The organism is Anditalea andensis (assembly GCF_000714815.1).
In the GTDB taxonomy this organism is placed as follows: domain Bacteria; phylum Bacteroidota; class Bacteroidia; order Cytophagales; family Cyclobacteriaceae; genus Anditalea; species Anditalea andensis.
This window is the reverse complement of record NZ_JMIH01000023.1, coordinates 243,876-265,885: the sequence shown is the minus strand read 5'-3', so window position 1 is coordinate 265,885 and position 22,010 is coordinate 243,876. Positions and strand designations below refer to the sequence as shown.

Below are 22,010 nucleotides of genomic sequence, written 5' to 3'. Positions count from 1 at the left end.
AAATTATTATATGTAAAGATTAGCGGGTAAGCAGTCAGTTGATTAAGGTTTTAAAGCAACAGGATGGAAAACTTAACCATATTTGGTAGAGCGATTATAGATGATAATGCCATTCGCCAGATCAAAAATTGCATCCGTGAGCATGATATTGGGGTATTGACGGCCGATGCCCATTATGGTTATTCCCATCCTATAGGAGGGGCTGTGGCTTACAAAGATAAGATTTCTGTATCAGGAGTAGGTTTTGATATAGCCTGTGGTAACAAGGCAGTAAAAACTGATATATGTGTAGATGATATCAGAAAAGACTTACCACATATCCTGGATGAGATTTTTAGGAGGATTTCATTTGGCGTGGGGCGGCCAAATAATGAGCCCGCTGACCATGAAGTCTTAGATAGGATAGCTAAAGCGGAATTCATTCCCCAAAGAAAAATGCTGAAGATGGCAAAGGAACAGTTAGGGACGGTGGGCAGTGGTAATCACTACGTAGATCTATTTGAAGGTGAGGATGGTTTACTGTGGATAGGGGTGCACTTTGGTTCCAGAGGTTTTGGCCACAAAACTGCTACTGGATTTATTGCCATGTCTCAGGGGCTGGATTTTACAGATAGAGGGAAAGAAGGAGCGATGGACAGCCCGCCTATATTGTTGGATATACATTCCGACCTGGGACAGTCCTATATTCAGGCTATGAACCTGGCTGGAGCATATGCATATGCTGGGAGAGATATGGTGGTGGCAAAAGTTATAGAGATACTGGGTAATCCTAAGGTTGCCTTTGAAGTCCACAACCATCATAATTTTGCCTGGACAGAAAAGCATTTCGGAGAGGATTACTGGGTAGTGAGAAAAGGCTGCACACCTGCCTTTCCTGGCCAGCAGGGATTTATAGGGGCCAATATGCTGGATGCTTCTGTTGTTATAGAGGGAGTGGAAGGTCATCTATCACAGAAAGCGCTATATTCGACCGTTCATGGAGCAGGTCGGGTCATGAGCCGGACAGAAGCCGCAGGCAAAAAGAAGTGGATCAGAGATAAAAAAAACGGAAAAAAAGTCCCCACTATAGTGGCCAGAGGCAAAGTAGATTTTGATGCGGTAAAATTACTGATGAAAGGGAAAAACATAGAACTTAGGGGGGCAGGGGCAGATGAGGCTCCTGAAGTATACAAGAAACTGCAAGAGGTCATGGCCCATATGGGCGGTACGGTTGAGGTATTGCACACCCTGAACCCTATCGGTGTGGCTATGGCGGGAGGGGATATATATGACCCGTATAAAGATTAATAAAAATAAATTTTGTATAGGATTGATTATGATTTTATAAAAAGATCAGTAAAGCTATAAAAATAAAAAAACTATGAAGCACAGCTTCATAGTTTTTATCAATTAACAATAAACCCAAAATAACCTGCTGTAAGAGAAGGATTCGAACCTCCCTGGACAATATATCTGACATACAGTGTCTCGTACCAATATCCTACAGTATCAGAAGTAATAGCTATTATCTCCCTGTTTACTTATGTAAATGTAGTAAGGATGGCGTGAAATTAAAAATATTTTAAAAATTTTAGGTAAAAATTACAGTAAATTTATTTTAATACGATATTGTTGATAATATTACAATTGGAATCCATTGCATTATTTGATTTTTTGAATTTTTGGCAAGTTTTTACTAATAGGGTATTTTACTTGGTTTTTAAGGGTTTAAAAATGTTTAAAATCAAATATTTGGTTGAAAAAAACGATTAATTATACTATAATTTTGTTGATTAGTATAAAAACGGTTTATTATTGATGCTTATAATTGCATGGTCTCTATCTCACCCGTGAGATGATGCTGCACTTTATAAATATCACTGAAATTTACCTTAATTTCAAAGGACCTTTCTAAAGGTATTTGCTGTATATGAGCAAGAAGGATTCGAATAACACCTCCATGTGTGATGACAGCAGCTTGAGCAATTTCAAGTTGGAGCAGTTCTTTAAAGAAATCCATTACCCGATTTTGCATTTGTGCCATGCTTTCGCCTCCCGGTGGGCATACATTTACAAAATCCCTCATCCAAGCTTCTGATTCTTTTTGGTCTATTGTATCCCATGTTTTACCTTCCCATGACCCAAAGTTGACTTCGTAGAGTCTATCATCTTTTTTATATTGTTTGTTGATATGTGCGGCGAGTTCGGTACAGCGAGTAGAAGGACTGGAGACCACTACTTCAATGTCCGATGGCAGTTTTTTGAGGATAGCATTTTTTTCATCTAAAAAAGTTTCGATTAGGCCCACGTCAGTACGCCCATAAATTAATCCTTTGGATACATCTGGTGTCGTATGGCGGATCAGGTAAATTTCCATAGTAAAATGAATGTTAGGTAAATGATCACCTCGCTGATTTGTTGGGTGGCTCCAAGTCCATCCCCGGTATACCCGCCGATCCATTTAGTGAAATAGCGGCCTAAGTAAATTTTTATAAGGTATAATGGGATAAGGACGGTAAGCAGTAAGGGCTTGGCTACAAAACAGGTAAGCGTAATGAGTGGGATAAATGCCCACACAGACCCCATGATCAGGTTATGTATGGCTACTTTTTGGGCAACCGGTTTAGCCTTGCTATCTTCAGATATGCGTACATAATCATGGGTGAATATAAAGCTGCTGGCCACCAATCGACTGAGGGAATGGGCAGTGATGAACATAAGAAGCAGTGTAAAAGGCTGAAAATTATTAGTCAATAATCGTTGAATAGAAAAGAATTTAATGGAAAGTATAAGTATCAGTCCTACTGCTCCATAGGTACCAATTCGGCTATCTTTCATTATTTCAAGTATGCGCTCTTTTGTCCAGCCCCCTCCAAATCCGTCACATGTATCGGCAAGTCCATCTTCATGGAAAGCCCCGGTCAAAAGAATAGAACCTGCCATAGATAGGAGAACGCCCAGTGTAGCTCCAAATAGGTAGCTGGCAGCGAGATAAATGATCCCTGCTATAAGCCCCACTATCCATCCGATCAAAGGAAAGTAACGTGTCGCCTGGTGGAGGTTATGCTCTTCATAAGCTACCCAGGAAGGGCAGGGAATCCGCGTATAATACATGACGGCGGTAAAAAATATGTTTATCTCCTGTTTCATTGATCTTTGTCGCTTATGCCTGCACTGTCAAAACTGGCCATTTCATTTAAAAAAGAAGTCGCACTTTTTAAGAGGGGATAGGCAATGGCACAGCCCGTACCTTCTCCCAAGCGCATTTTAAGTTGAAGTAATGGTTGGGCATCCAGATATTGAAGGAGGAGCCTGTGGCCTGTCTCATCGGATAGGTGACAAAAAACCGCATTGCTTTTTACCTTCGGTTCCATTTTATAGGCACAAAGAAAAGCGACTGTAGAAATGAAGCCATCTACCAGCAGCAGCATATCGTTTTGCTTTGCCTGCAGCATAGCACCTGCTATCTGGAGGATTTCGAATCCTCCGAAATGTGCCATAATAGCCAGAGGTTCCCGGCTTCCTGTATAATTTTGGATGGCTTGATTCAGAATAAGAAGTTTTTTATCGAGATTTTCACCGGCTACACCTGTACCTTTTCCGGTACACTGTTCTATAGGGTACTTACACAATAGGCTCATTAAAACCGCTGCAGTAGAGGTGTTACTTATTCCCATCTCTCCAAAGCCTATGGTATTGCACCCAGCCCGGAAGAGACTATTGGTGACTTCCGATCCTTTAAACAGGCAGGTTTGGACCTGATCCGCTGACATGGCGGGGCCATGTAAAAAAGAACGGGTCCCCCTGCCCATTTTATGGTTGATGATGGGCAGGTTGGGGGGGAAGTCATAATTAACGCCTGCATCTACTATATTAAGGGATATGCTGTGCTGCTTGCAGAACACATTAATAGCGGCTCCTCCTTCGGTGAAATTTTTTACCATCTGCCCAGTCACTTCCTGGGGATAGGCGCTTACGCCATGTTGCGCTATGCCGTGGTCTGCTGCAAATACCACCAGGTGAGGATGTTTTATCTCTGGGCTGGTTGTTTTAAAGACTTTTCCCATTTGCAAGGCCAGGGTTTCCAATATACCTAATGCCCCAGCTGGCTTAGTTTTACGGTCGATGATGAGCTGTATTTGTTCTTCTAAGAGCTCATTTTCTATAGGCTTGTTTAAAGATTGTTCAAATGCTGGATAGGTACTTCTGTTTACTTTTTTAACTTCAGTTACTGTTGGAGCAGCGGATTTTTGTTTCCATCCCTGCTGTTGAAGCATGGGTTGGTGGCCATAGTCTGTCGCTGGTTTGCCTATACAGAAATAGCCCAGTGGTTCTACCTCTTCAGGTAGGGCTATTAATTTTTTAAATTGGTAATGGTCTAAAATAGATACCCAGCCCATGCCGTACCCTTGTTCGGTTAAAGATAACCAGATGTTCTGCACAGCACATACTGCGCTAAACCTAATGGTATCGTTGCTGGCAATGGTGCCTATGGTAAAGGTGTTCAGCACTGAGCGGTCATAACCTACCACCAGACCAAGAGGGGCATCCACTATTGCCTCCAGTTTTAAAGCGGTATAGGCGTCTCTCTGAGTTTCATTCTCAATTAAATCAGAAGCCTTTTGGTTGTACTTTTGAAAAAGCTTTTTAATTTCCTGTTTTACTTCCTTATTTTTAATAACATAATATTGGGTAGCATCTGTTAGCCCGACAGTAGGAGCCATATGCCCGGCCCTCAATGCTTTTTCAAGCACTTCATCGGGTACGGGTTCATCTGTAAAATGGCGGGTATCTCTCCTGGAGCGGAGTATATCATCTAACATAAAAGTCATTATAGCTATTGGATCAATATTTAAAGTGTAATCAGGACATATGCTATTAAAGTTTAGGCCGGTCTTTTCAGGTACAGGGGCAATCCTGAGACCATAAAGATAGCTTCAGCTGCTCTGGCCGCCACATATTGATTGGCCCAGCCTTGCAGGTCTGTGAACTTACGGCCGAGCTCTGTATCAGCATGTAGACCCATTCCCAGTTCATTCGAAACAATTAGAAATGTACCCGGTAATTGGCTTAGTCCATCTATTTCATCTTTGAAAGCAGCCAATGATCTATCCAGATCATGCTGAAAGTCCATGAAAAAATTGGTGAGCCAGAGCGTCACGCAATCAATCAGTACGACTTTGTTTTGAATCGGGAGTTGATTTAGGTTTTTATAAGTTTCGAAGTTTGTCCATTCTGGACCGCGCTCCATCTGATGGCGCTTTACCCGCTGGCTAAAATCCTCATCCCACACTTTGGCAGTGGCAATGTATACCGGGGTTGGGCTTAGACTTAGCGCCATATCCTGTGCAAACCTGCTTTTACCGCTGCGCACCCCTCCAGATATATAGGTGATCATGACTGCTTTTCGTCTGACTCTGCTTTTTTGAAGCGCTTATATAAAAAAAGCTGCCATTTTTCTTCTGCCACGCCTGCTTTGTCCATTTCTGCTCTGGCCATTGTAAAGAACAAATCAGAAAGACGGTTAATATAAGCCGGAATAGCTTCATTTATCTCATCTTCTTTCATTAACGTGACCAGCAGTCGTTCGCCACGCCTCATCTGGGTACGTACCATGTGACAAAGTGCTGAGACCTCGTTTCCTCCAGGGAGTAGGAAGTAATCAGAAGCCGTTTGCATGTTAGCCTCCAGTTCATCTATCCATGTCTCGCAAAAGACAGCCCCATCCTCAGGCATTGGGTTCGTATTGATTTTCTTAGTATCAGAGGGGCGGGCCAGGTGGGACATCATGTCCATCATGTCTTTCTGGATTTTGTGCAAGTTTGGCTGCCATAGGTGGTCACTGCCTAATTTTACACGCAATAAGCCAATGGTAGAGTTGACCTCATCAAGTGTTCCGTAACAGTCCACGCGAACATCATCTTTGTAAACACGTTTGCCGCCAAAAAGGCCTGTTGTGCCTTTGTCTCCTTTTTTAGTATAAATTTTCATTTTATTTTTGATTTAAATTTTAATATAAAGCTACTCCGCAGAGCATGATATCCCGGCGGAGTAGGTGAAATTATTGATTAGAATGTAAAACCATACCGCAGTGATAAATTTCTTCCGGGCATATTGAAGCCACGTTTTTCATAGTAATTCTCGTCTGTGACATTATTGACCAGCAGGGCAATGGTATGCTGCTGGGCATAAGTGAAGGCGGCGCTGAAATCAAGTACCATAAAAGCTGGATATTCTATTATTGGATTTAGGGCATCGGTGAAATCTGTATCCATTCTATTGCCTACATAGCGTCCGTTTAAGCGTAGGTTCAATCCTTTAAGGTTACTGTAATCTAGGCCATAATTTATAGTAAGGTCAGCCACATTGGCGATATCCTGAGCCGTAATACTGCCATCGCTGGCTATGGTCACTTCTTCAGCTTTGAACGTGGAAGTGGCCCCGGCAAAAAGACGTAGCATATAGCTGTAATTTGTTAAACTGCCGAAGTCGTATGCGAATTCAGCTTCCAGACCGCTGATGTTTGCTTCATCGGCATTCACAAATGTGGTACGGGAGGCGATTTCATGGCCGCTTTCTGTAAATTCCGGTGTTTGTGGAACAGTCCTTAGCCTGGTGATACGGTCGTTCACTCGGGTTCTGAAATAGGTAACATCGGCTGTAAATCGCGATCCTTGTTTCCCTAAACGAAGCCCTGCATCCCAGGTGGTACTGTTTTCTGTTTCCAGGTCTGGATTCCCCTGGGTTATGGCCGCCCTTCCGTTTGCAGCCACTGCCTCAGAATATCCGGCCACATTGAAGGCATCAGGTGTCACAAAGGCCCGGCCTATAGTGGCATGCACCCACAATGGGCTCAGCAACTGATACTGCATGGACAGGCTGGGACTAATAAAGGGGTTGGTTTCTTTGCCGGGTGCGTAGCTATCCAAAAGAGGTGTAGTCTGTACCTCATAAGTGATGAGATCCAAACGGGCCCCAGGGTTTACAATAAGTTTTTCCTGTAGGAAACTAAGATGTCCCTGTGCATATATACCTGTGGATATTAAGCTGTAATTTGGAGAGTAAGGAGCTCTCTCGGTGTTGGCGCTAATAAAACTCCTCGAACTGGTAGATGCATTGTTATAGTCTACTCCAGTGATGATAGTATGCTGTTTTAGTCGGTAAATGTCTTTCAACTGTATACCATGCCACGCAGAACTTCGCTGTAAGGAAAGATATGGCACTATAGGAATACCTCCGGAATTCAGCGTATTGTTGGCATTGTTTTCTTCTGCTGCATAACCTCTTATCGACAGCTCGTGGTTCCTAATGTTACCGGTTAAACTCAGTTCGCCGTTTGCCCTACTGATGTCCTTTGTACTTGGCTGATCATTTCCAAAGTCAATGTTGCTAGGGCTTTCTATGTTATTAGCTACAAAGCGCTCTCCTTTTACGTTTGCGCGCCAGTTATTGCTGATCTGGTAGCCTAGTCGCAAGCTTCCAGTGTTATAATTTAATCTGGTATATTCCCTACGTAAGCCATCTGCACGGCTATCGTCTACTTCCTGGCTGCTATCTGCATAGAATTTAGTGGCAGTCCCAGCATCCAGTATGCCTCGGAACCAGTTGCCATTACCCAGCTTCATGTTCCGGTTTCTGTCAAAAGTGGTAAATGAAAGGTCAAAGTCCAGGTTATCTGTGAGGTTACCCCCGGTGATTATACCGGCCTTCACGGTTTCGAAAGATCCGTACTCTGTAAACACAGAAGATCTGATTTTACCGCTCGACTGTCTGGTAATCACATTTACCACACCCCCCATGGCCTGAGAACCGTATAGAGCAGATGCAGGGCCCTTCAGTACCTCTACGCGCTCTATATCGGCAGGATTGATGGTTGCCAGGTTTACTGTTCCGGCAGGTCTCCCATCTACCAGCAATAAGGTTCTTTGGTTTAAGCCGCTGAATTGGGGTCGGAAACCTCTTATACCTACTCCTGCTGAAAGCCCGGGGTATTGGATCACGTTTATGGTAGCATGTTTTTTCAAGAGGTCGGTGAACTCTTGTGCGGGAGTCATTTCTATATCCCTTGGGGATATGATCTCTATGCTCTGAGGGACTTTGCTTTTTTCAATGGCCGAGCGGGTAGCTGTCACCACTATTTCGTCTAAGTTTGTGCCCTGTATGGTATCTGCAGGAAACTGTTGTGCGAAAAGGGGTGTGGAGACTACAGTAGCCCCGATAAATAATAAGTTTTTAAGGATAGAATAATGTGCCTTTGGCTTCATTTTTTTAATGAGTAATGATGAAGAATGGTAAATGGGCTTCTGATTACCACAGGCATAATATCATAAATAATATACGGGCCTGCCAGCATTTCACCCGAATGCATTATGCTTGGTTTTACAGAGGCAGGTCTTCTGGCTCTCCTGACTTCAGATGGCCTTCCCATACACAGCGGTGTACAGTGGCTTTATTTTATCTGAAGTTTTTTGCAGGATTACAGCAGCGGGGACTGCTCCGGTTTTTCACCGGATTCCCTTTTAAGGCAATGGCATCTGATGCATCGCCACCTATGTAATGATGAGTAGTAGAAGAAGGTCGTTATGTTTTCATGTATGTTTTTTTTAGGTGATAGATGTATTAAAGTTTAATATTACTGCCTATAGCATGAGTCTTTGGGAATATGCTCAATGCCGCCAGCATAGCCGCTATAGTTTGGTGTTCTGAGTTATGGTCTTTGTGCTTAATGATCCATTTGTGGCTGTTTTCTTTGACCGATAGTTCTAAAGCATCATCTGGTGGGTTATCTTTAATGACGGTATACCCTTCTCTTTGGAGTGCTCTTCGTGTCCAGAAAGCTACAGCCCCTTCTCCAGTTAAGTAAATGGGCCGGCCTTTTGATTGGTGGAGGCTAAAAGTGCCCGTGGCTTTGTCGAAGTGGAAGCCTGCTTTATCAAAAGTGGCTTCAAAGGAACCGTTCAATACTAAATCTTCCGGCACTCCCTGTTTCATGTTACCTTCAGCGTCTAAAAGCCACACCTGATCCCCCGCCTGTAACGCGAGGTCCAGTTCATGTGAAGAAAGCAGTATAGCTTTATTGGTCTGCCTGGCCAGCTGATGGAGTAGGCGCATTAATTCTATCCTGTTCGGTAGGTCTAAGTGTGCGGTAGGCTCATCTAGGATGATCAAAGGAGTGTCCTGGGCGAGAGCCCTGGCGAGCATTACTTTCTGGATTTCACCGTCACTTAGCTGATCCAATTTTCGATGAAGAAAAGGAGCGGTCTGTGTGGCTTCAATTGCCCAGCTTATCATTTTTTTATCTTCGGTGCTTAAAGTGCCCAGCCATCCTGTGTAAGGGTAGCGGCCCAGTGCCACTAGGGAATATACATTAAGATTGCCTGATCTGATTTTCTCTGTAAGCACCATACTTAGCTTACGGGCCATTTCAGCTGGGCGTAGGTGCAATATACTTTCCCCTGCTATCTCTACATCCCCTTTAAGCATGTGCTGGAGACCTGCCAAAGTGCGTATCAAAGTAGATTTCCCGGCCCCGTTAGGCCCCAGCAGGCATATCAGCTGGCCTGGCAAAACCTCAAACCGGAGTGGCCCAGCTATCTTGATCTCTGTCTTGGCTCCTTTCTTATATCCGATGCTCAGGTCAAGGGCCTTTAAAATTGGCTTTTGTATCCCGTCCATTAGAAAGATGCTTTTAAATTATTTTTGCTGACGATAATCCAGATGACTACAGGTGAACCTATCAATGCAGTGATGACATTGATAGGAAGAACTGTCTGACTACCGGGTAATTGTGCGATGATGTCACAAATAAGCATAAGCGCAGTTCCTGTCAAACAGCAGTAGGGTATAAGCGTCCGGTGACTGGAGGTTTGGAACAGAGAGCGTGCAAGATGCGGGACTGCTATTCCTATAAAACCAATAGGTCCGCAGAAAGCAGTAATGCCACCCGCCAAGATACTGGTACTGGAAATGATGAGTATGCGTGCCCTGTTTACCGTCAGGCCCATACTTCGGGCATAGTTCTCCCCCAGCAGCAGTGAATCCAATATTTTTGAAGAAGAAAATGAGAGCAACAAACCCATAGCCACCACAGTGGTGAGCACGTATAAGTGTGTTTCCGTCACACCGCCGAGTGAACCGAATGTCCACATGAGGTACTCTTTGATCTGCTCCGGTGCACTGAAGTACTGCCAGATACTGACTATGGAAATGGTAATATTCGCAATCATCACGCCCACTATGAGCATGATGACATTGTCCTTAAGCCTTGCTGAAATGGCCACTATGATGAGCATGATAAAGCCAGCTCCTAGGGTAGAAGCAAAAACTATCAGCCAACTGCCTGAAATGCCCAATTCTTTTATTGTGTACAAGCTGGTAATATTGCCCGTAGAAAGCATTACTAAAGCTACACCCAAACTGGCTCCAGAGGTGATGCCTAATACAGACGGGCCGGCCAGTGGATTGCGAAAAAGCGTTTGCATCTGCAGTCCACTGACAGACAGTCCACAGCCTACCAATACGGCAGTAATGGCTTTTGGCAGCCTGATTTTTTCGATGATATATACCCATGAAGCGTTTTCAGAACCCCTACCGGATAAAATAGCGGCCACCTCCCCCAAAGGAATAGAAACTGATCCCAGGGCGACATCTAGTATAAAACACAGTATTACCAGCAAAATAAGCCCATATAGTATGAGGTGTCTCACCTGGTTGTCAGGAGGCAATACAGAAATTTTTTTAGTGCTATAGGGTTTATTTACCATTAAAAAAGCTGCTTGTAGTATACCATCTCATGGCTAGGTAGTAAATCAGGATGCAGTATCTTTATAATGTCTGCTAGTATTATGTGCGGATTGACAGCCCCCGATTCCCAGTAGTCATTAGCGCCCCTGTCATTTACCTGCTTATTGTTATTGTAGATAGCGTTTTCTTTGAAAGGCCTGAAATCTGTATACCGTATATCCTTTGCCCTAATATCTTCCTTACTATCTACATAGCCCACATTCAGCCAAAAATCAGCCTGTAATGCTACCGGTGCCACACTTTCAAAATCCAGTTGGAGGCTTCCTTTAACACTTACATCAGACCAGTGGTAAGTAGTGGCGGCGTCCTTTAGGAAATGGGCCATATAACTGTCCCCGTCCGGCACCGCCCAAGTACCTTTGTAGGGCATACCGGTGATGATGTTTGGTTTTGAGGATGCGTTTTCAGTAAGGGCTACTAGCCTATGATATTCCTGTTCTATATAAGCAAATTTTTCGTTTACAAGTCCTTCTTTATTCAGAAGTGCTGCCATAAGCTTTACCCATTCCGCCCTGCCTAAAGGTGTGGTTTCGAGCCATTCGGTATTTAAAAGCACCGGTACACCAGCTGCTATAAGTGTACGGTAACGGCTAAATGTGGCATCTGGACTACCCACTGCCATCACCAGGTCAGGCTGCATGGTAATGAGCAACTCATCATTCATCTGACCTCCGCTACCCACTTCTTTAATATTACCCGCCTCTATATTTTTTATGACACGGGGGGAAGAGACATACTTCAGACTTCCCAGCCCCACCAAAACATCAGTAGATTCTACAAAATCAATTATTCCGACATGCATAGAGGACATGCCAACTAAATCCCTTACCGGGATTTCTATGATTTGTGCATCAGGATATTTTGAGGGAGGAGGGGTGCCTCTTTGTACCAGTATATATTGTAAGGTGTCAGTGCGGTTTTCGAAGTGGTTGAGGATATTTACCACTTTGTAATTGCCATGGTAGGTTAAAGTATAACCAATGGCATGCTTTACCTCCGCCTTTTCAGGGAAGAGATCCTGAGATTCAGAAGAGGTGTTTTGAGAGATTTCATTAGAGGCTTGCTTGCAAGAGTTGGCAAACAGCATCACAACAGTGATGCAAAAATATACAAACGTATTGGGGTAGGAGAACAGGAAAATCCCTTTCCTGCAGTCCTTTGCGGGGCTTTTGTGTTTTTTAGTCATGGCTCTAGACTTTTCTTCCGAAAGCTGTGAGTAGTATATGCAAAGGCAGGTCTTCTGACTTCCCCAAAGCTGACAGCCTTCCCATACGCAGTGGCGCACAGTGGCACTAAATTGTCAGCTTTTCATTACGGAGTTACAGCAGCGGAGACTGTTACGGATTTTCACCGGTATTCCCTTTTCAAGCAGACCCGTATTTTTCAGTACGGGTACAGCTACCTATGCACAGGCAAAGCTAATAAGAATTAATCAATAAAAAGCCAAAAGATGCCAAAGTAGGCACAACATCCATCATCTTAAAAAGAAAATGGCAGTGTTAACATAGGACAACATAGCTTCTGGGATTTCTAAATCTTATGGATAATTTGTAGGTAGACTCTCAATTAATTGTATACTTTTGCCATGTAATGGTTTCCCGAGAGGGAATTAATAGGGAATCCGGTGTGAGTCCGGAACAGTTCCCGCTGCTGTAAGCTCATGAGCGCTTTGTCAATCCTCTTGCCACTATACGCCTGGTCGTATGGGAAGGCCCGACAAAGCAGAGTAAGTCAGAAGACCTGCCAATACAAGCAATTCCAACGCTTTCGGGTAAAAGGCTGGGGATAGTTAAACCTGTATTCCTTTAACTATTTGTTGTGATCAATCCTGTGGTGTAATAGCAGTGGCTTATGCTGTCTACTATGTGCACTGATAGGTTATGTTTTTCTATAAACAACACTAATGCAATGGGCAAGGACCTGACTAAAGTAGATAAAGTAATCCTGATGTGTAGCGGGTATACCTGCACCAAAAAAGGAAGTGAAGAGCATATATTGGCGCTAAGAGCCTGTATTAAAGATAATGCACTGGAAGATAAAGTGCATACGATAAAAACTTTATGTATGGGCCAATGTGAAAGCGGACCTACCCTACAGGTCTATCCTGAAGGGATTTGGTATAAGGAGATGACTATAGAAAGAGCAAAAAGCGTCATTACCAGCCATGTAATGAAGGGTCAACTTCTGGATAATATTTTATTTAAAGAAGGGGATGCGGTCATGCATCCTGCGGAGGATCTATCTAGTAAAACAAAAAAATAGCATATGCCTTCCCCTCTATTAATTGAATCTTTTGTATTAGGCATGCAGCACTCTTTTGAAGCTGATCATGTGGCTGCCGTTTCAGTGCTGACTTCTGAAAAAGACAGTAAAGCCAAGCTACGAAACGTAATCTGGAATTCCAGCCAGTGGGCGCTGGGACATTCAATTACCCTGATCCTGCTGAGCATAGGAGTACTGCTCCTTAAATCTGCCATGCCCGCAAATGTTAGTGAAGTGGCAGAATGGTTTATAGGTCCCATGATGATATGGATCGGTATCAGTACCATACGCTTAGCATTTAAAAATGACGTTGCTGTAGTGGTAACCACGGTAGATGAGGAGAAAAAAAGCACCGTGGTATCCCGTTCTTTGGGAATAGGTATGCTACATGGGGTAGCCGGTACCGGGGGTGCCTGTACGGTGGCCCTGACCATGGCTGCAGATGATAGCTATGCTGCACTATGGATTATCATCTATCAGTCTATAGGCATTTTGCTGACGATGACCCTTTACAGTTACCTACTTACACTATCTTTTTCCCATATCGTCAAGCGGAAAAAGTTGTTCTTTAAATATATCATGTCGGCTACCGGTACCTTTTCCATTGCCATCGGTTTATGGCTGTTGGCAGAGCTGATATGAGCGATTAGCTAAGGAATACAGTAGGGTAGGAAGTAATGATTTGAAAAAGAAGCGTCAGGAATTTTATGATCATTAAATATGCTGTCACAACTGACTTTCAAAATAATCAAGAAATAGACTAATGAGAGATATAAAGCGGCAAAGGATAATTAGATCAGACGGGAAAGCCATAAATCTGGTACAGCGGAGGGGACATCTTTCTTATTGCTATAATGCCTGCTGCTGTGGAAGAACGGACAGGGGCTATGCACCTGTGCCAGTGGACTTGTATAAAAGCGAATGGCTGGAACGGAAACTGCGAAACATAGTCCACATGACCAAAGGGGGTTGTTTGGGCCCCTGTACCCTGGCCAACGTGGTTACTTTACTCTTCGACGGCAACTCTGTATGGTTTCATTCTATCAACAATGATTGGCAGATCAAAGCCATTTTTGACTATATCGAAAGCATGGTAGCTGCGGATGGCTTTCTGATCCCTCCTGCAGAATTGAACGAGTATGTATTTCAGTTTTATACCTGGAAGGGGTCAGAAATATCTAAATCTTTGGATAAAGAACATGATCTTAATGGAGGTATCGTTTTTCTCACCCATGCCGATACGGATTTGCTAAGCCTGCACCGTGCCCTCCAGATTTTGCCGGAAGGTTTTCCGAAAACTGTGGGAATAAATCTGATGGCGGTAAAAAGTGAAGGCCACATGGCCCAAATACTTGACAGGGAGATTGGATCTGCCAAAATCATCTTACTGCGCATACTGGGCCGTCCTAGCAGTATTCCCGGTTTTGGAGAGTTGGTGCGCCGGGCTAAAAGTAAGGGGCAACATTTGATAGTGCTGAGTGGTACGGGTGAACTCAATCCAGAATTGGCAGCCGTTTCTACGGTATCCCCTGTGGTCCTGCATGAGGCCCAAGCATATCTTGAAGCCAGCGGGCATATCAATATCATTTCTCTGCTAAATTTTCTTTCTGATCACCTGCTGCTCACGGGCTTTGGATATGAAGCTCCGGTAATATTACCTGATCATGGTATATATCATCCTGATCTTCCTGAAAATGCCAGTTTTCAGGATTGGCTTCAAAAGAAAAATTCTGCCTATCCTACGGTAGGTCTGATTTTTTACAGGGCGCACTGGATCAGCGGAAATACAGCTTTTGTAGATTTGCTGATCAGCACTTTAGAGGATAAAGGCTTAAATGTATTACCGGTTTATACAGCCTCCTTAAAAGCTGTGGATCCTGTAGGAGGCTGGCCTTATGCTTTTCAGTTTTTTAGAGAAGAAGGAGTCGTTCAGATAGATGTTTTGGTCAACACGGTATCTTTTGCCATGCGCGATGGGAAGGCGACCGAAGTCGGTATCTCAGGAGAAAAGGTGTTAAGCCAGCTGGATGTACCTATCCTGCAGGCGATTACCAGTGGCATGGGGCGCGGCCCTTGGGAGGCGTCCAGCCGTGGATTAAATCCGCTCGACACGGCAATGAACGTGGCAATACCGGAATTTGATGGTCGAATTATCACAGTACCTGTTTCATTCAAAGAAAAAGGGAGGGAGGCAAAAGGGTACGAGCCCTTAGAGGATAGAATAGACCGGGTGGCTGGGTTGGCAGCCAGGTTTGCGCGATTGCGGCACTTACCCAATCCCAGGAAAAAAATAGCCTTCATCTTTACCAATTCCAGCAGCAAAGCTTCACAGATTGGAAACGCTGTAGGATTGGATGCTCCGGCTTCCCTGATGATGATCCTTCGCGCAATGGAGGCAGAGGGATACGATATAGGTGATCTTCCTGATTCCGGTACGCAGCTTATACACGACCTGATTGCCCGCTGTTCCTATGATGAAACTTACCTGACCCCAGAGCAGCTATCCCATGCCATAGGCAGAGTACCTGCTAAACTATATACCGGTTGGTTTGCACAATTACCCGACGCCTTAAAGCAAAAGATGGAGAAGCAGTGGGGGCCACCACCAGGTGAAACTTATCTGCATGACGGTCATATTTCATTGGCCGGATTGGAATTTGGAAATGTAATAGTGGCCTTACAGCCTCCCCGTGGCTATGGCATGGACCCTGATGCTATTTATCACCAGCCTGACTTACCTCCTACCCATCATTATCATGCTTTGTACAGATGGCTTCGCGATGAATGGGGAGCTGATGCTATGGTACATGTAGGCAAGCATGGCACCTTAGAATGGCTGCCTGGGAAGGGGATAGGGCTATCAAAGGATTGTTATCCAGATGCTTTTTTAGGAGATCTGCCACTCTTCTATCCTTTTATCATTAACGATCCCGGAGAAGGTGCTCAGGCCAAGCGCCGTGCACATGCTGTAATAGTGGACCACCTTACACCCCCTATGACCTCTGCTGACAGTTACGGTGAGCTGGCTCAGTTAATCCAGCTGGTGGATGAGTATTACCAAGTGGAAACTTTGGATCCTACGAAACTTCCCTTGCTTCAGAGGCAGATCTGGGATTTGATCAAACAGACCAATTTAGATAAAGACCTGGCAGTCATGCTACAGCGGGACCATGGTGATCACAAGCATGACTGGGACGATGATATGACTCCCGAAGGTGTGCCGGTAAGCCTTGCTGAAATGGACGGTAAGGATATTGCCCATTTGATTGAGGATATCGACGGGTATTTATGTGAACTAGGAGCAGCCCAAATACGGAACGGACTCCATGTATTAGGAGAAGCGCCGACAGGAGAAGCACTTACGGACATGTTACAATCGCTTACCAGGCTAGCCAATATTGATATTCCGAGTCTTCAGGAATCTATTGCTTCCCTTTTCGGAGTTGAATTATCAGCACTACTCTCTAATAAAGGGAAGCGTATAACTGTGCCGGACACACAATTCGAAAAATTAGCCGGAAGACCTGTAATCACGGCAGCTGATGCACTGGAAGTCATTGATGAACTGAGCAGCCATTTATTTCGGCTTCTCCAACGTTTTCATTACCAGCTCGCCTCGGTACCGGAAGTGTTGGAGAAAACTTTTAATATGGCACCTACTCAGGAAGAATTTACACCTATCAGACAAGTATTGGAATTTGTGTGTACCAGGGTATTGCCCAATCTGGAGTATACTTATGATGAGATTGCGCATATCCTGCATGGCTTATCAGGAGGATATGTCCCTGCGGGCCCCAGTGGTGCACCCACCCGTGGCATGGCCCATATACTGCCTACAGGCCGTAATTTTTTTACAGCTGATCCCAGGGCTTTGCCTTCCCAGGCTGCCTGGCAGGTAGGTCAGCAGTTGGCCAGGGAGGTACTGGAGCGTCATCTGAAAGAAACAGGTGTTTACCCGGAGAATGTGGGCATCAGTATATGGGGAACCAGTGCCATGCGTACGCATGGGGATGATGTGGCAGAAATTTTGGCTTTACTGGGAGTCCGACCCATCTGGCAGACAGAGAGTAGGCGTGTGGTCAGGGTAGAAGTGATCCCCTTGCAGGAACTGGGGAGGCCCCGTATTGATGTCACGACGCGTATCAGCGGGTTTTTCAGGGATGCTTTCCCTCATTTGATTGAGCTTTTGGATGAAGCGGTTCAGCTGGTACTTTCTTTGGATGAAGCCATAGAGGATAATTATGTTCGAAAACATTATTTAAAGGATCTGGCTGAAATGCTGGAAAAGGGAGACATGCCCATAGAGGAGGCAGAGCAGCGGGCAGGTTTCCGTATTTTCGGATCCCCTCCAGGGAGTTATGGCGCAGGTATTCTTCAACTTATCCAAGAAAGAAATTGGCATTCTGATGCTGATTTTGCACAAACTTACATCAACTGGGGAGGATATGCTTATTCAGGTAGTGCCACCGGGGTAGAAGCCCGCAGCGAATTTGCCCAACGCTTGTCAGTAGTGGAAGTGGCCCTGCATAACCAAGATAACCGTGAACATGATATCTTTGATAGTGATGATTATCTCCAATACCATGGAGGCATGATTGCGACTATCCGTAGCCTGACTGGTCAGCAGCCTAAAAATTACTTTGGTGATTCGCAGGACCCCTCGCGTCCGGTGGTGAGAGACCTGAAAGAGGAAGTAAACCGGGTATTCCGCTCCAGGGTGGTGAATCCGAAATGGCTGGAAGGAATCAAAAGGCATGGTTATAAAGGAGGCCTTGAGCTTACGGCTACCGTGGATTACCTTTTCGGATATGATGCTACGGCACATATAACAGAAGACTGGATGTATGAAAAAGTAGCGGAAATCTATGCGCTGGAACCAGGAATGCAGCAGTTTTTTGAACATAACAATCCCTGGGCACTTTATGCTGTTACTGAGCGCTTACTGGAAGCAGCTAAACGGGGAATGTGGAAAGCACCAAGCCCGGAAATACTCGAAGCACTGAAGGATGTTTATCTGCGCAGTGAAACGATTTTAGAGGCAAGAAATGAAATTTAAGGGCTGATTAGTAAAATAGATTAGGTTCATAATTTAAACTATCGATATGCATTACCCATTTTCAGCTATAGTAGGGCAGGATAAACTAAAGCTATCCCTGCTATTATGTGCGATCCACCCTGGGTTAGGCGGAGTGCTTATCAGGGGTGAAAAAGGTACCGCAAAAAGTACTGCCGCAAGGGCTTTGGCAGAGATCATGCCCCCTATAATGAAGGTGGCAGGCTGTCCGTACAATTGTCCTCCGGCCACTTTCTTACATGCATGTGAGGTTTGTCAGCAGACTGATGTGGAGTTAATCGAAACAGAAGCTCCTTTCGTCAATCTTCCCCTAGGGTCTACTGAGGACCGGGTGATCGGAAGTCTAGATCTGGAAGGTGTGCTCACAGAAAGAAAAAAAAGGCTACAGCCGGGGCTTTTGGCAGCTGCGCACCGGGGTATATTATATGTGGACGAAGTGAATTTATTGTCCGACCATTTGGTAGATGTGCTATTGGATGTAGCGGCAATGGGCATAAATAACATACAGCGGGAAGGGCTATCTGTTAGTCATCCGTCAAAGTTTACCTTGATCGGCACCATGAATCCGGAGGAGGGTGATCTTCGCCCCCAGTTTTTGGACAGGTTTGGCATGATGGTAGATGTGGAGGCTCCGGATGATATAAAGGAGCGGACAGAAATCGTTCGCCGCAGGATAGCCTTTGAATCAAATCCGGGTCTGTTCAGATCAAAAGCTGTATTACAGCAGGAAGCTCTGCAGCAGCGGCTTATCGCTGCCAGACAATTACTGCCTGCTGTCATCTTTCCAGAAGGGCTACTTACCCTGGTCAGCCAGCTCTGTACTGAGCTGGGCGTAAGCAGTCTCCGGGCGGATATAGTGCTTTATAAAACAGCACTCACCCTAGCAGCATGGGGAGCAAGAAAAGAAGTGACGGCAGAAGACATTCACCAGGCTGCCGAACTTGTATTGGCGCACAGAAAGCGTAAAAATCCTTTTTCTAAAAACAAACCTCCAGAAGATAAGCCGGAAGTATCAAGACAACAAGGCTCTCCTGGGTCAGAGAAACAGGCACCCAACAAGACTGTGCCCCAATCGGATAATACTCCTGAGAACCCATTAGAAGAGAGAATGTCTGATGTGAGGCCACCAGAGAAAGAGAAAGGGGCAGAGCCAAATGATTCGGCAGAAGAGCAGGTTTTTGGAGCTGCTCCGGCCATGACTTTGCCTCCGATAGAAGCGGCTCCCCTGAAAAAGATGCTGCAACAAGATCCATCCGGCCGGAGAATTAAGACGACGCATAAGCAAAGGGGGTATTTTGTTAGAGCCGTACCTGACCATGATCCAACCAATTTAGCTGTAGAAGCCACTGTTTACCATGCCGTAATGCGAGACCCCGAGGAGTTCACTATTTCAAGAGATGACCTGCATCAGAAAGTACGGAGCTGCAAGACAGCCAATCTGATCTTATTCGTGGTAGATGCATCCGGCTCTATGGCAGCCAGCCGTCGAATGGAAGCTGTAAAAGGAGCTGTTCTTAGCCTACTGACAGAGGCTTACCAGAGAAGGGATAAAGTTGGGGTTATCGCTTTCCGGGGAATAGAAGCCAATTTATTGCTTCCGCCTACCGATAGCGTAGAACTGGCCGAGCAGGCGATGATAAATCTGCCTACAGGAGGAAGAACTCCTCTTCCACACGCCCTGCAGCTAGCGTTACAACTCGTGACCAAGCTTCATCCGTTAAAGGATTTACAGCCATTATTGGTGCTCTTAAGTGATGGCAAAGCAAATGTGCCATTACCGGAAGGTGGTGATCCCTGGAAGCAGACCTTACTACTGGCCAGACAACTGAAGGAGAAAAATATTGGCAGCATTGTTATAAATACAGATAGTGGTTATATTCAATTGGGCAGAGCAGAAGAACTGTCACAGGTCCTGGGAGCCCAATTTATATCCCTTCAGGAACTGACAGCTGAAAGTTTAACGCCAGTGGTTACCCAAGTATTGAAATAAAAGGGAATGATATAGGGAGCAGCTTATATCAAATAGTGCCATTTAAGATGCGGAGGATAAAACCTGTGTTTTCCCCCCAGTATAGGTGTAGGTAAGAAGCTATGGTTTGCTGTTTTTTGTAGACGGAAGAGGGTACTGCCACGCCTTTTGCATTGGTGATGATACAGGGCAGGATAGCTGTGTTTTCCAGTTCCAGACAGGTGGAATAGTGAAATTCATGGCCTTTGATCACGAAGTCTTGTATGGCGATATTACGGTAGCCTAAATGTAGTTTTGGGTTTTCCATGGAGCTTGTCAAATGCAGGAAATTTACCATTTCAAACTCTTTCCCTGTAGTGTCAATAACTGATTTACCCAGGTACATCATACCCCCACATTCTGCATATGTTTTTCCGCCCCGCTGGCAGTAAGTACGGACAGCGTGGAGCATACTTTTATTTTGGCTCAACTGCTCCAGGAAAAGTTCCGGATAGCCTCCGGCAAAATAAAGCAGGTCGCATTCCGGAAGAAATTCATCAGCTAAAGGGCTAAAAAGAGTAACTTCTCCGAGTCGGAGAAAGGCCTCTAGGTTTTCATGGTAAGTAAAGCTAAAAGCTTCATCAAAGGCTACGGCAATCTTTGGTTTTTTAGCTGGCAGCTTAACAGAAGGTACAGGTGTTTCTACATTTAGAACAGGGCCGGTGGTAATTTCCAGTAAGCGGTCGAGGTCCACTGTATTTGAGATAGAGGCTGCAATTCTTTCGCACAAGGCATCAAAGTCTATATCTGAAGAAGTACTTAGCCCCAGGTGCCGGGAGGGTATTGTTATATCTTCCTGGGGGGGCAGATAACCCAATGCTTCCACATTTACATCCAGACAGGCATCCTGCAGGAAAGTGTAATGAGAAGCTGTTTTGACATTGTTAAAAATGACCCCTTTAAGTGCTATGTTTTTGTTAAAGTTCTTGAAGCCATAGATTAAAGCCGCGGCAGAATAGGCCATGGCATTTGCATTGATCACCAGAATCACTGGGACACCAAGTAGGGCTGCAATTTCGGCACTGCTTCCTTGCATTTTTTCTGCTCCATCAAATAAACCCATCACACCTTCTGCTATACTCACTTCTGCTTCAGAAGCATATTTCTGATACAGCTGCTTTACATGCCCTTTACTCGCCATGAAGGTGTCCAGGTTGATGCTGGTATTTTTCCCTGCTATTTTATGGTGCATGGGATCAAGGTAATCTGGCCCACATTTAAATGGCTGAACCTTTAAGCCTCTATTCGCCAAAGCCCGCAGCAAACCTAAGGTAACGGTAGTTTTACCTGATCCACTGGATGGTGCTGCTATAAGGAACTGCGGAATATTGGTTGTGGCTGAAGACATAGTTATATATGGGATAAAATAAAATTAACCCTTTCCTCTACAGAAGTCTTGGGCAATTGTAATAGGGTATAATTAAAAGACAAATAAGTTTCTTTGATGGCATGGAACAGTGCAGCAGCTTCTTCAAAAGTTTGCCAACGTTCACTGTCGTTCACGTAGATTTCCTCCCAAGGCGGGGCCAAAAAGACTAGGGGATTATATCGGTAATCATTTACGGCTTGGATGTATGCTGGTGCTATAGGGTGCTTTGCGTCTTTGAGGTAAGCCAGGATATCGGGTATGCCTCTGTCAAAGAATGTAGTATAAGGAGTAGTAGCCGTATGTTGGTAATTATGGACCATTCTGGCCAATGCTTTTTGGGCAAAGCAGGATAAATCCACCCATGGCAGGCAATTACCGGCTTTAGTATGCTCTTCGATGATGATCACTCTTGAAACTTCTTCGGATACAGGATATCCCTGTTGGTGCAAAGCATTTAGGAGGGTGCTTTTACCTGCTCCCGGACCTCCTGTAATGATGTATTTTTGCATGTATGC

At 44.8% G+C, this 22,010-nt stretch carries 16 protein-coding genes and 3 riboswitches; of the genes, 5 read left to right on the top strand and 11 right to left on the bottom strand.

Going from position 1 to position 22,010, the window contains the following annotated elements; all coding sequences use genetic code 11:
- Window positions 1-63: 63 nt before the first annotated feature.
- The gene (locus EL17_RS15765) at window positions 64-1,287 is read left to right on the top strand and encodes an RtcB family protein (protein WP_035076130.1); all 1,224 of its coding nucleotides are present in this window, start codon (window positions 64-66) and stop codon (window positions 1,285-1,287) included.
- 514 nt (window positions 1,288-1,801) lie between these two features.
- Here EL17_RS15765 and cobC read toward each other — a convergent pair.
- The 9 genes from cobC to EL17_RS15715 all read right to left on the bottom strand — a co-directional run bounded on the left by cobC (window position 1,802) and on the right by EL17_RS15715 (window position 11,968).
- Complete coding sequence (cobC, locus tag EL17_RS15760) at window positions 1,802-2,356, bottom strand: alpha-ribazole phosphatase (RefSeq protein ID WP_035076127.1); 555 nt, start codon at window positions 2,354-2,356, stop codon at window positions 1,802-1,804.
- Entirely contained in the window at window positions 2,341-3,129 is a 789-nt protein-coding gene (locus EL17_RS15755) for an adenosylcobinamide-GDP ribazoletransferase (protein ID WP_035076124.1), read from the bottom strand. Before EL17_RS15755 ends, cobC begins: the two co-directional genes overlap by 16 nt.
- Window positions 3,126-4,802: a nicotinate-nucleotide--dimethylbenzimidazole phosphoribosyltransferase gene (cobT, locus tag EL17_RS24275; protein WP_205623563.1), complete on the bottom strand. Its 1,677-nt coding sequence runs from the start codon at window positions 4,800-4,802 to the stop codon at window positions 3,126-3,128. Before cobT ends, EL17_RS15755 begins: the two co-directional genes overlap by 4 nt.
- A 62-nt stretch (window positions 4,803-4,864) precedes the next feature.
- On the bottom strand, window positions 4,865-5,377 hold the full coding sequence (locus EL17_RS15745) for a bifunctional adenosylcobinamide kinase/adenosylcobinamide-phosphate guanylyltransferase (protein ID WP_035076118.1): 513 nt from the start codon (window positions 5,375-5,377) through the stop codon (window positions 4,865-4,867).
- Window positions 5,374-5,970, bottom strand: a complete 597-nt coding sequence (locus EL17_RS15740) for a cob(I)yrinic acid a,c-diamide adenosyltransferase (protein WP_035076116.1) — start codon at window positions 5,968-5,970, stop codon at window positions 5,374-5,376. Before EL17_RS15740 ends, EL17_RS15745 begins: the two co-directional genes overlap by 4 nt.
- Before the next feature lie 77 nt (window positions 5,971-6,047).
- Complete coding sequence (locus EL17_RS15735) at window positions 6,048-8,243, bottom strand: TonB-dependent receptor (protein ID WP_051720037.1); 2,196 nt, start codon at window positions 8,241-8,243, stop codon at window positions 6,048-6,050.
- Between the two features lie 105 nt (window positions 8,244-8,348).
- A riboswitch (cobalamin riboswitch) is annotated at window positions 8,349-8,547 on the bottom strand.
- A 51-nt stretch (window positions 8,548-8,598) separates the two neighbouring features.
- On the bottom strand, window positions 8,599-9,654 hold the full coding sequence (locus EL17_RS15725) for an ABC transporter ATP-binding protein (protein ID WP_051720036.1): 1,056 nt from the start codon (window positions 9,652-9,654) through the stop codon (window positions 8,599-8,601).
- On the bottom strand, window positions 9,654-10,742 hold the full coding sequence (locus tag EL17_RS15720; protein WP_084166236.1) for a FecCD family ABC transporter permease: 1,089 nt from the start codon (window positions 10,740-10,742) through the stop codon (window positions 9,654-9,656). Before EL17_RS15720 ends, EL17_RS15725 begins: the two co-directional genes overlap by 1 nt.
- Window positions 10,742-11,968, bottom strand: coding sequence for an ABC transporter substrate-binding protein (locus EL17_RS15715; protein ID WP_084166243.1), 1,227 nt, complete (start codon window positions 11,966-11,968; stop codon window positions 10,742-10,744). The genes EL17_RS15720 and EL17_RS15715 overlap by 1 nt, the downstream gene beginning before the upstream one ends.
- Before the next feature lie 27 nt (window positions 11,969-11,995).
- Window positions 11,996-12,203, bottom strand: a riboswitch (cobalamin riboswitch).
- Between the two features lie 153 nt (window positions 12,204-12,356).
- Window positions 12,357-12,544, top strand: a riboswitch (cobalamin riboswitch).
- 146 nt (window positions 12,545-12,690) lie between these two features.
- Between EL17_RS15715 and EL17_RS15710 the strand changes: the two genes are divergently transcribed.
- The 4 genes from EL17_RS15710 to EL17_RS15695 all read left to right on the top strand — a co-directional run bounded on the left by EL17_RS15710 (window position 12,691) and on the right by EL17_RS15695 (window position 20,108).
- Entirely contained in the window at window positions 12,691-13,044 is a 354-nt protein-coding gene (locus tag EL17_RS15710) for a (2Fe-2S) ferredoxin domain-containing protein (RefSeq protein ID WP_051720034.1), read from the top strand.
- A 3-nt stretch (window positions 13,045-13,047) separates the two neighbouring features.
- Window positions 13,048-13,686, top strand: a complete 639-nt coding sequence (locus EL17_RS15705) for a cytochrome c biogenesis protein CcdA (protein ID WP_035076113.1) — start codon at window positions 13,048-13,050, stop codon at window positions 13,684-13,686.
- Between the two features lie 121 nt (window positions 13,687-13,807).
- Complete coding sequence (gene cobN / locus EL17_RS15700; protein ID WP_035076111.1) at window positions 13,808-18,100, top strand: cobaltochelatase subunit CobN; 4,293 nt, start codon at window positions 13,808-13,810, stop codon at window positions 18,098-18,100.
- 46 nt (window positions 18,101-18,146) lie between these two features.
- A complete protein-coding gene (locus EL17_RS15695) occupies window positions 18,147-20,108 on the top strand; it encodes a magnesium chelatase subunit D family protein (RefSeq protein ID WP_035076109.1) in 1,962 nt (653 codons plus the stop codon).
- 28 nt (window positions 20,109-20,136) lie between these two features.
- On the opposite strand, the gene EL17_RS15690 is transcribed toward EL17_RS15695, so the two are convergent.
- Window positions 20,137-21,474, bottom strand: a complete 1,338-nt coding sequence (locus tag EL17_RS15690; RefSeq protein WP_035076107.1) for a cobyrinate a,c-diamide synthase — start codon at window positions 21,472-21,474, stop codon at window positions 20,137-20,139.
- 2 nt (window positions 21,475-21,476) lie between these two features.
- Entirely contained in the window at window positions 21,477-22,004 is a 528-nt protein-coding gene (locus tag EL17_RS15685) for an AAA family ATPase (RefSeq protein ID WP_035076105.1), read from the bottom strand.
- Window positions 22,005-22,010 lie beyond the last annotated feature (6 nt).

Coding starts and splice junctions, on each gene's coding strand:
- cobC (WP_035076127.1), bottom strand. CDS start 2,356: ATGGAAATTTACCTGATCCGCCATACGACACCAGATGTATCCAAAGGA.
- EL17_RS15745 (WP_035076118.1), bottom strand. CDS start 5,377: ATGATCACCTATATATCTGGAGGGGTGCGCAGCGGTAAAAGCAGGTTT.
- EL17_RS15685 (WP_035076105.1), bottom strand. CDS start 22,004: ATGCAAAAATACATCATTACAGGAGGTCCGGGAGCAGGTAAAAGCACC.
- EL17_RS15705 (WP_035076113.1), top strand. CDS start 13,048: ATGCCTTCCCCTCTATTAATTGAATCTTTTGTATTAGGCATGCAGCAC.
- cobN (WP_035076111.1), top strand. CDS start 13,808: ATGAGAGATATAAAGCGGCAAAGGATAATTAGATCAGACGGGAAAGCC.
- EL17_RS15740 (WP_035076116.1), bottom strand. CDS start 5,970: ATGAAAATTTATACTAAAAAAGGAGACAAAGGCACAACAGGCCTTTTT.
- EL17_RS15725 (WP_051720036.1), bottom strand. CDS start 9,654: ATGGACGGGATACAAAAGCCAATTTTAAAGGCCCTTGACCTGAGCATC.
- EL17_RS15690 (WP_035076107.1), bottom strand. CDS start 21,474: ATGTCTTCAGCCACAACCAATATTCCGCAGTTCCTTATAGCAGCACCA.
- EL17_RS15710 (WP_051720034.1), top strand. CDS start 12,691: ATGGGCAAGGACCTGACTAAAGTAGATAAAGTAATCCTGATGTGTAGC.
- EL17_RS15695 (WP_035076109.1), top strand. CDS start 18,147: ATGCATTACCCATTTTCAGCTATAGTAGGGCAGGATAAACTAAAGCTA.
- EL17_RS15755 (WP_035076124.1), bottom strand. CDS start 3,129: ATGAAACAGGAGATAAACATATTTTTTACCGCCGTCATGTATTATACG.
- EL17_RS15735 (WP_051720037.1), bottom strand. CDS start 8,243: ATGAAGCCAAAGGCACATTATTCTATCCTTAAAAACTTATTATTTATC.
- EL17_RS15720 (WP_084166236.1), bottom strand. CDS start 10,742: ATGGTAAATAAACCCTATAGCACTAAAAAAATTTCTGTATTGCCTCCT.
- EL17_RS15715 (WP_084166243.1), bottom strand. CDS start 11,968: ATGACTAAAAAACACAAAAGCCCCGCAAAGGACTGCAGGAAAGGGATT.
- cobT (WP_205623563.1), bottom strand. CDS start 4,802: ATGTTAGATGATATACTCCGCTCCAGGAGAGATACCCGCCATTTTACA.
- EL17_RS15765 (WP_035076130.1), top strand. CDS start 64: ATGGAAAACTTAACCATATTTGGTAGAGCGATTATAGATGATAATGCC.